Origin of the sequence: Microcystis sp. M31BS1, from assembly GCF_020245285.1 — a bacterium.
Classification (GTDB): Bacteria; Cyanobacteriota; Cyanobacteriia; order Cyanobacteriales; family Microcystaceae; genus Microcystis; species Microcystis panniformis.
Genome location: NZ_JADBVE010000307.1, coordinates 1 through 8613, shown reverse-complemented (window position 1 = coordinate 8613; position 8613 = coordinate 1). Strand labels below are relative to the sequence as shown.

Sequence of the window (8613 nt, the reverse complement as noted above, 5' to 3'; positions counted from 1 at the left end):
GCTAGTAAAAATATTTTGGCCGCAGGGCTTGCGGTGTCAGTCTGTAGAGCGACCATAAGACCAGAACAGAGTAAATCTGTTAAGGCAGGTGCGGAACCCCGCAAGGGAAAGAAGCAGAAACCTAAATCGTGAGGTTTGGGAATCGCCGTCCGTTTTACGGCGGCGAGGATGTCAAGACAGATCAGAGTACCACCGAGATTAAATTGACGATCAACCCGTAAATTCGTCTCTTTTTCGATTTCCTGTGCCAAAATTTCCCCTAAAATCACCTGTTCGGTAAAATTTTTGGAACCGATCACCACGGTGCCGGGGGATGAATGGAAAATTTGAGTCAAGAGAAAAGATAGCAGGGCCAAACCGATTAAACCTAAGCCCCATTGCCATTTAGAGGGCTTTTTCGGACGTGGCGAAGGGGAAAAGGTCTTTTCTAACCAACCGAGACTCCAATCGGCAACAAGGGCTAAAAAAGCGGCAGGAATTGCCCCCGCCAAAATTAACTGATTGTTGACCGTGGCAATACCGCGAAAAATAAACACTCCCAAACCACCGCCACCAATGGCAGCTGCGATCGTAGCCACACCGATAGCAATCACCGTCGCAATTCTCACTCCTGCCAAAATTGTCGCCCTGGCCAGGGGTAATTCGATATAGCGCAGGATTTGACCGTCGGTCATGCCTAGGGATAACCCGGCTAATTTTAATTCGGGATCAACTTTTTTGATGCCCAGATAGGTATTTAAAACAATTGGCAGTAAAGTATAGAGAGTTAGGGCAACAATAGCGGGAATTTTGCCGATTCCTCCCAAAAAAGGCACGGAAATTAAAAAACCAAATAGGGCCAAACTGGGGATAGTCTGTAGGGTGTTAACGATCGCTATAATCGGTTGAGCGAGAATAGCTTGACGACTAATTAAAATACCTAGAGGAATCCCGATTAAGCTACCCATAGCCATGGCTATTCCCGTCAAGAAAAGATGTTCTCCAGTGCGAAAAGCGATTTCCCCCCCATAATCTAGCCAAAAACTATCCATAAACTTCTCTTAAAGCGGCTGCTTCATCCTATTGTATAGAATGAATGGGATCTATTAGTTCCAGTCTTTATTTAAAGACTCTATCACCATCTTGACATTATTTCCCCCCTAAAGACCAATGACTAACAAATTTAATCCTCAAGCTAAAACTGTTGCCGATTGGGCCTATATCGGTATTGATAAACATTTTCATAAAGTTCTTAAACACGAAGCTGGGGTTTTACTCGATCAGGATCCGGAAGAATTACATCAAATTCGTGTGGGAATGCGCCGTCTTCGCAGTACCTTAACCGGTTTTAGACCCGCTTTAACCATGCCGAAATCTGCCGATCAAAAACGGGTGGGTAATCTGGGCAGAATTTTAGGAGAATTGCGGGATTTAGATGTGTTAAAATCGGCTTTTGTCGGCCATTATCAGCCAATTTTACCACCGAAAGAACAGGATTTACTGAAGAAAGTTTTACAAGTTCTCGAACACCGAAGGGAGAAGGCTTTTGCTAAGGTAGAAAAACTCTTAAAGTCCGATAAATTTCTCAATTTTAAGGCAGATTTTGCCAGTTGGTTGGATAATCCCACCTATCAACCGATGGGAAAATTAGATATTGCCACAGTTTTACCAGACTTATTATTACCGCAAGCGAGTCGCTTTTTACTGCACGAAGGCTGGTTAGTTGGGGTAAATTTAGAGGAAGATCAAAAAGTAGGAGAGTTTTCTAGTCAAGAAATTGATGACTTATTGGAAAAAGAAGGATTATTACTGCACGATCTCCGCAAAGAAGCCAAGCGTTCCCGCTATAATATGGAGTTATTCCCTCAGTTTTATGGCGATAAGTATCGAGAGTATCTAGAAGATATTAAAAACCTTCAAGGTATTCTCGGAGAAATGCAGGATTGTTGTGTTCTCTCGGATTTTCTTAGCCAAATTTTCCCTAATTGTCTTGCCAAGGAAATGCCCACCTTACTAGAAATTTTCCAAAATATCCGTCGCCAAAAATGGCAAGAATGGCAACCCTTACAAAAGAAATTCCTTGACGCTGACACCAGAAAAAGTCTGCACCAGACAATTTTACAGCCTATTTTTCGGCCAAATAGTGTAGAATTAGAAACTAATCCAGAATCCTGAGATTAGAAACCGATGAATTTTTTTCAAAAGTTAAACCACGCCATTAGTCAAAACCAGACTCTACTTGTCCTCGGTTTAGATGCTAACCCCGAAATGATGCCCTCCACCCCGGGAGAATTAATCGTTAATTTAGAACAGTGGCTCAAGTTTATTATCGATGAAACTGCTCCTTTTGTCTGTGCCTACAAACCAACTTTAGGTTTTTATCAAGCTTTGGGAGCGGCAGGTTTAGAATTATTACAGCGAGTTTTAACGGCAATTCCCGCTCATATCCCGGTAATTTTGGATGCTAAACACGGTGATATTAATACTAGCAGTATTTTAGCCGAGACTATCTTTAAAACTTGGCAGGTGGACGCGGTTACTCTCAATCCCTACTCCGGACAGGATCACGTTGCTCCTTTTTTAGTTTACCCCGAGCATGGCGCTTTTATCCTCTGTCATACTTCCAATCAAGGCGCGATTAATCTGCAAGAATTTCCCAGTCGCGACAATCCTTTTTATCTGCAAGTTGTCAAAGAAGCTTGCACCTGGGGAACTCCCGAACAGGTGTTTTTAGAAGTGGGAACCACTCAACCAGAGATATTGACCAAGATTCGCAATTTTGCCCCCGAAAGATTGATTTTATTACGCAGTATTTGGGAAGAAAAAAGTCAATTTTCTGAGTTAATTACTGTGGGTTTAAATAGTCATGGCGAGGGTTTATTAATTCCTGTACCCCAAGACTTTTTATCTCAACCCGATTTGGGGTCAAAAGTCAAGGATTTACGCGAGGAAGTCAACAAAATTAAACAAAATCACCAGCAAGAATCAAGCCAAGATGATACTTGGACTGCTAACGTTTGTCTTTTAAAACAACATCCTCATCAGGATTTAATTCTACAATTATTTGATATTGGCTGCTTGATGTTTGGCGATTATGTGCAAGCATCGGGAGAAACTTTTTCCTATTATATTGATCTGAGAAAAATTATCTCTAATCCTAATATTTTTCAGCAGGTAATTGAAGCCTATGGAGAAATATTAAAAACCTTGACATTTGACCGCGTTGCCGGTATCCCCTACGGCTCTTTACCCACAGCTACGGGTTTATCTTTATTATTAAATCATCCGATGATTTTCCCCCGCAAAGAAGTAAAAGCTCACGGCACAAGAAGAGTAATTGAAGGTAATTTTCAGGTGGGGGAAACCGTGGTAGTAGTGGACGATATTTTAATTTCTGGCAAAAGTGCGATCGAAGGGGCAGAAAAGATTAAATCGGCGGGATTATTAGTTAATGATATCGTAGTTTTTATCGACCATGGTGGCCCTGTTAAAGATAAACTTCGTAGCCATGGTTATCAACCTTATTCGGTTTTAACCCTAGCAGAAATTACCGATACTCTCTACGAAGCGGGAAGACTGACAGAAGCAGAATATAGCTGTTTTTTAAATCGCTCCCATTGATATTTAGCCATCAGTTATCAGTTATCAGTTATCAGTTACCAGTTATCAGTTACCAGTTACCAGTTATCAGTTATCAATTTTAAGTGAGCAGTTATCAGTTTTAAGTGAGCAGTATGTATTAAGTGAGCCTCATCAAATGGCAGTTTCCTGCTGTCTTTTGACTGATTACTGATTACTGTTTACTGTTTACTGTTTACTGATCACTGTTTACTGTTTACTGATCACTGATTACTGATCACTGATTACTGATCACTGAAAATTGTTAAGAAGCTTGACTGCGTAAGACCTTTAGGGGATTCAGGAGCTTGCTTTCTTCTTTTTCCTCAAAAATAGTTAAATCTTCGGGTTTACAACGTTTTATATCCAATTTAATCCCCTGCGCTCCTTCTGTTTTCAAATCTTCTTCATAACCGGCTTGAGCGACTTCAGCCTCGTCTTTAGCGAGAAAAGGACCGAAATAATAAGTACATCTGGGATAGTCGGTTTTAATCTCGACCCAGTAGGCTAATCCGAACCTTTCCAGTAAGCTAATCAAAAATTCTTTCATCTCGTTCCCCATCTCAATCTACTCTGGTGGTTTTGTTACGTTCGTTTACATTTCGCAAACTTCCTTCCTATTTTATTTATACTTTCTCCTTTTGGCTATTGGGAGTGTCGAAAAATACAGATTTTCAGTCGGGGGAATTTTGCCAGCGTTGACGGTAAACTTCATAAAGAGCCATAGCCGCCGCCACCGAAGCATTGAGACTGGGGGTTTTGCCTGCCAAGGGGATAGATACCAACTCATCGCAGGACTTTTGGGTCAACAGACTCAAACCCTCTCCCTCCGAACCTAGCACCAATCCTATCGCACCCGTTAAATTAATTGTGTGTAAGGATTTACCACTTTTTGCCGCCGTGCCGTAGAGCCAAAAACCCGCCGCTTTTAATTCTTCTAAAGCACGATTGAGATTAACCACTCTAGCGACGGGTAAATATTCCAAGGATCCGGCCGCCACTTTCATCACCGTCGATGTCACCCCGGCGGCGCGACGTTGGGGAATAACTACCCCCTGACAACCCATAGCTTCGGCGGTGCGAATGATTGCCCCAAGGTTATGGGGATCCGTAATACCTTCAGCGATGACGATGACGGGGTGGCGACTTTTGCCCTTAGCTTTTTCGATCAGATCGGCTAATTCGATATAATCATAGGGGGACATCTGGGCTGCAATCCCCTGATGATTGGCCTTATTGGTAATCTGATCGAGACGCAGATCGTCCACCTCATCAATTACCGTACCGTTGGCTTTGGCTTTTTCCAAGAGGGTATGATAACGGGGATCGTAACGGAGTCGATTGACCACCCAAATCCGATTTAGTTGGCGCTCCTCCTCCATGGCCGTTAAAACCACCCGGCGACCGTAGAGCAGATCATCAGCTTCTTGGTTTTCTGGAGTTACTGCCGGGGATTTAGCCAGAATTGGCCCAGTTTTTGACCGCAAGGGCCGGCGAGAATTACGATTATCGGACTTGTCACGAAATGGTCGATCGCTCATGATTGATTAATAGTAAAGGAGTCGGGAGTCATCCCGATGGCTATAATTCTAGTTTTTCTAATAGTTGATGTAATCTTGAGGGGTCTTGTAGATAAAGATAGCCGAACAGGGTTTCTAAACTGCTGGCCTGCTGATAGACTTGGGCTGTCAGACGACGGCGTTTTCCCGTGACCGCATTGCGTCCCCGGCGCAGAATTTCTTTTTCTTGGTCTGTCAGATAGGGCTGCAGTTGTGCTAAATCCAAAGCCTGTTGTTCGGCCCTGACTTTGCCCACCACCTGAGCGTGATAGTCTCCCAGACGCTGGGGCGGCAGTAAGTAATAAGTGCGGATGTATAATTCATAAACAGCATCCCCCAGATAGGCCAGGGAAGCGGGCGATAATCGGTCAAGACCCTCTAGGATTGGTGAACCCTGGCCACTGACCTGTAAGCGAATTTGTTCGAGAGGAGATTCCACGATTTACGCTTTTTCTAGATATTCGATCGCCGCTTCCAGGGTGGGTTGCAGGGAAAAAAACTTCTCCAATCGCACCAGTTTTACGGTTTGAGTTACCCGGGGATTGGTAACAATTTGTAAACTGCCCCCTTTGGTTTTGGCCTTTTTCACCAATTTTACTAATGCCCCTAAACCGGAGCTATCGATAAAATCAATCTGAGCGAGGCTAATAATCACATCCTTGGGACCTTGCTCCACATAGCCTTCGATCACCTTACAAAAAGTCGGTTCGGAAAAGGCATCTAAAAGACCCGTCAAACGGAAAATTTGGTACTTATCTCTGACCTCACGCGTGCCTCGCAAGCTGACGGTCAAGTTAATTGCTTCCGGAATAATCGCCTCCTAGCTCTAGAGCCGTAAAAATCAAAACCCTAGTATATCCTAAAAATTTACGCCCGATCCTTTTTTGCTTGCCGCATTAAGTCGACAAATTGGCCAAACAGATAATCGGCATCGTGGGGGCCGGGACTGGCCTCGGGGTGGTATTGTACCGAGAAAAAGGGCAGAGACTTGTGTTTTAAACCCGCTACGGTGCGATCATTGAGGTTGAGATGGGTAATCTCCACTTGCGGATTTAAAGATGCCTCCTGCACGGCAAAACCGTGATTCTGACTGGTAATTTCCACCTGTTGCTGCAGTCCACAGGGTTGATTTAACCCGCGATGGCCAAATTTTAGTTTAAAGGTTTCTGCCCCTAGGGATAGGCCTAAAATTTGATGACCCATACAGATGCCAAAAGTGGGTTTTTCCCCTTGCAAAAGTTGCTTGGCTAGGGCAATTCCTTCGGTGACAGCCGCTGGATCTCCCGGTCCGTTAGAAAAGAAAATACCATCGGGATTATAGGCGGCGATTTTTTCCGGGGGAGTGTCAGCGGGAACCACGATCACCCGACAACCGTAGCTGGCTAAACGCCGGAGAATATTGCGTTTGATGCCAAAATCGATCGCCACCACCGTTAACGGTTCTTGATCACTATCAATTGGCGCAAATTCCCAGGCGGACGGGGTGGGAGTCGTCCATTCGTACACTTCCTTGGTGGTAACTTCTTTAACGAGATTTAACCCCGCCATACTGGGGGCCGCCTGCACCAGCCGCAGTAAATCATGATAATCGAGTATTTCCGTCGAAATTGCCCCATTCATCGCCCCAACCGAGCGAATTTTGCGGGTCAGGGAGCGGGTATCGATGCCATAGATGCCAATAACATGATGAGCGGCCAGATAATCCGGTAGGGATTGGCTAGAACGCCAATTACTGGGCCGGGGGCAGATATTTTTGGCGATCGCTCCTTTCACCTGGGGACGAATTGACTCCTCATCCTCGGGGTTAACCCCCGTATTTCCCAATTCTGGATAGGTAAAAGTGACGATTTGACCAGCATAACTGGGATCGGTGAGGACTTCCTGATAACCGGTCATCCCTGTGTTAAAGACAACTTCGCCGACGGTGGTTCCCTGGGAGCCGAAGGAATAACCCTCGTAAACTGTACCATCGGCTAGAACTAATAAGGCTTTTTGACTAGCAGCACTTGATATCATTGTCAATTTTTTAATCTTGAGTAGTGGTGAGAAACAGAAGTCAAGGATAGACTAGAACAGGGACTAGAAAACGAATTGCTTAGTTTTAATTGGCTAGAGCGTTTTATGATTAAGAGTACGTCCGCTCAAAGACAACAGTTTCCCCGGGAGCATCTCATTTATGCAAGTGAGTAATTATACTTATCCCTAAAACTGGTTTCCAGCAAGGCTTTCAAAATAGCTTGACATAAAAACCTGATTTAGGGGTTACAAAGGTGAGATGCTCCCGTTTCCCCTGACTAGCCATCGGCAAGATCCTATCGCTTAAAAAATAACTATATAAGTAATATGAGTGCAAGAAAACTGACTGATGCCACGAAAAAAGAAATTCTTAAGCTTTATCGGGAAACGGAGGCCACCACTTCCACGTTAGCCGAGCGTTATGGCGTGAGTAGTTCTACGGTCAGTCGTTTTCTCAAAAATTCTTTTTCTGGCGAGGAATACGAGCAGTTAATCCAGAAAAAACGCTTGGCCCGCAATCCTCGTGGCCTCGAGGAGGAGGGAGCAGCAGCGGATTTACCAGAAAAAGCGATCGAGGTGATTAGTTTTCGGGCAGCCCACATCGCAGCTAAGGATGAGCAGGCTTTTGAGCAACCGATCACTGCTGTGGAACAATTAACCCTGTTAATGGATACCTCTTACTCGCCAGAAGCAGATAATTCGGAATATATAGAAATTAATGGCGATAAACCACTAGAAGACGCTAATTTAAACGAGTTTTTCGTCGAAGCTATCGAGGAAGAGGAGGAGGAAGATGAGCTTGACGAGGATTGGGATGAAGAGGAGGATGAAGATGAAGATGAAGATGAGGAGGAGGAGGAACTAGCGGGGAGCTATTTAGGCCCGACTATCGTTAAAACAGCCCAATTACAGATATTACCCCTATCGGCGGCGGCTTTTCCCAAAACCTGTTACTTGGTCATTGATCGCGCTGCCGAACTAATCACCCGTCCCCTCAAGGATTTTGCCGAATTGGGTAAGGTTCCCCCTCAGGAAATCCAACAGCGCACTCTCCCCATCTTTGAAAGTCATCGCATCGCTCGTCGTTTCTCCAAGCGCAAGGAAAAAGTGATTAAAGTTCCCGACGGTCGCCTGATCGAAAAAGCTCACGCTCAACTGGAAGCTAAAGGGATCACCCGTCTGCTCATGGATGGTCGTATCTACGCTTTAGAGTAGGGAATTAGGGGATAGGAGACTGAAAAGTCTCCTCCGAACCCTTTGCTGAGGGTGGAGACTCTCGCAGTTGAGAGAGTTCAGCTTAGTTGACATCCTCGCCGCACTTTTAGGGCGGCGATTCCTAAACCTCACGATTTAAGTTTCTGCTTCCACCACCGTCGCATACCACAGTTAAAAAACCATGTACTGTCTTACACAGAGTCCACAGACTTTCGCCCCATTTCAG

At 44.7% G+C, this 8613-nt stretch carries 8 protein-coding genes and 2 pseudogenes; 4 read left to right on the top strand and 6 right to left on the bottom strand.

The window, feature by feature from the left end:
- Positions 1-132: pseudogene (locus IM509_RS17725) on the top strand (RNA-guided endonuclease TnpB family protein); the annotation flags it as partial.
- Positions 133-152: 20 nt separating this feature from the next.
- Here IM509_RS17725 and IM509_RS17720 read toward each other — a convergent pair.
- A pseudogene (locus IM509_RS17720) lies at positions 153-1031 on the bottom strand (ABC transporter permease); the annotation flags it as partial.
- Positions 1032-1149: 118 nt separating this feature from the next.
- On the opposite strand from IM509_RS17720, the gene IM509_RS17715 reads away from it, so the two are divergent.
- Together IM509_RS17715 and IM509_RS17710 are read left to right on the top strand one after the other, a co-directional pair.
- Positions 1150-2154: a CHAD domain-containing protein gene (locus IM509_RS17715; protein ID WP_185237865.1), complete on the top strand. Its 1005-nt coding sequence runs from the start codon at positions 1150-1152 to the stop codon at positions 2152-2154.
- A 12-nt stretch (positions 2155-2166) separates the two neighbouring features.
- On the top strand, positions 2167-3600 hold the full coding sequence (locus IM509_RS17710; protein WP_052277736.1) for a bifunctional orotidine-5'-phosphate decarboxylase/orotate phosphoribosyltransferase: 1434 nt from the start codon (positions 2167-2169) through the stop codon (positions 3598-3600).
- Between the two features lie 262 nt (positions 3601-3862).
- Here the strand turns inward: IM509_RS17710 and IM509_RS17705 are convergent, their stop codons facing one another.
- From IM509_RS17705 to carA, 5 genes are all read right to left on the bottom strand, one after another.
- Positions 3863-4159, bottom strand: a complete 297-nt coding sequence (locus IM509_RS17705; RefSeq protein ID WP_185237864.1) for a DUF1816 domain-containing protein — start codon at positions 4157-4159, stop codon at positions 3863-3865.
- Between the two features lie 112 nt (positions 4160-4271).
- The gene (gene rlmB / locus IM509_RS17700) at positions 4272-5138 is read right to left on the bottom strand and encodes a 23S rRNA (guanosine(2251)-2'-O)-methyltransferase RlmB (RefSeq protein WP_185237863.1); all 867 of its coding nucleotides are present in this window, start codon (positions 5136-5138) and stop codon (positions 4272-4274) included.
- A 40-nt stretch (positions 5139-5178) separates the two neighbouring features.
- Positions 5179-5595 (bottom strand): Mini-ribonuclease 3, encoded by a 417-nt coding sequence (locus IM509_RS17695; protein WP_002768850.1) that lies wholly within the window; start codon positions 5593-5595, stop codon positions 5179-5181.
- A gap of 3 nt (positions 5596-5598) precedes the next feature.
- Positions 5599-5949, bottom strand: coding sequence for an STAS domain-containing protein (locus IM509_RS17690; protein WP_052277738.1), 351 nt, complete (start codon positions 5947-5949; stop codon positions 5599-5601).
- Between the two features lie 74 nt (positions 5950-6023).
- A complete protein-coding gene (gene carA, locus IM509_RS17685; RefSeq protein WP_052277739.1) occupies positions 6024-7172 on the bottom strand; it encodes a glutamine-hydrolyzing carbamoyl-phosphate synthase small subunit in 1149 nt (382 codons plus the stop codon).
- Positions 7173-7499: 327 nt separating this feature from the next.
- Between carA and IM509_RS17680 the strand changes: the two genes are divergently transcribed.
- On the top strand, positions 7500-8387 hold the full coding sequence (locus tag IM509_RS17680) for a helix-turn-helix domain-containing protein (RefSeq protein ID WP_185237862.1): 888 nt from the start codon (positions 7500-7502) through the stop codon (positions 8385-8387).
- Positions 8388-8613: the final 226 nt, after the last annotated feature.

What these genes read in the sequence shown, in the direction of transcription:
- IM509_RS17680 (WP_185237862.1), top strand. Translation starts at nt 7,500, where the DNA reads ATGAGTGCAAGAAAACTGACTGATGCCACGAAAAAAGAAATTCTTAAG.
- IM509_RS17710 (WP_052277736.1), top strand. Translation starts at nt 2,167, where the DNA reads ATGAATTTTTTTCAAAAGTTAAACCACGCCATTAGTCAAAACCAGACT.
- IM509_RS17705 (WP_185237864.1), bottom strand. Translation starts at nt 4,159, where the DNA reads ATGGGGAACGAGATGAAAGAATTTTTGATTAGCTTACTGGAAAGGTTC.
- rlmB (WP_185237863.1), bottom strand. Translation starts at nt 5,138, where the DNA reads ATGAGCGATCGACCATTTCGTGACAAGTCCGATAATCGTAATTCTCGC.
- carA (WP_052277739.1), bottom strand. Translation starts at nt 7,172, where the DNA reads ATGATATCAAGTGCTGCTAGTCAAAAAGCCTTATTAGTTCTAGCCGAT.
- IM509_RS17715 (WP_185237865.1), top strand. Translation starts at nt 1,150, where the DNA reads ATGACTAACAAATTTAATCCTCAAGCTAAAACTGTTGCCGATTGGGCC.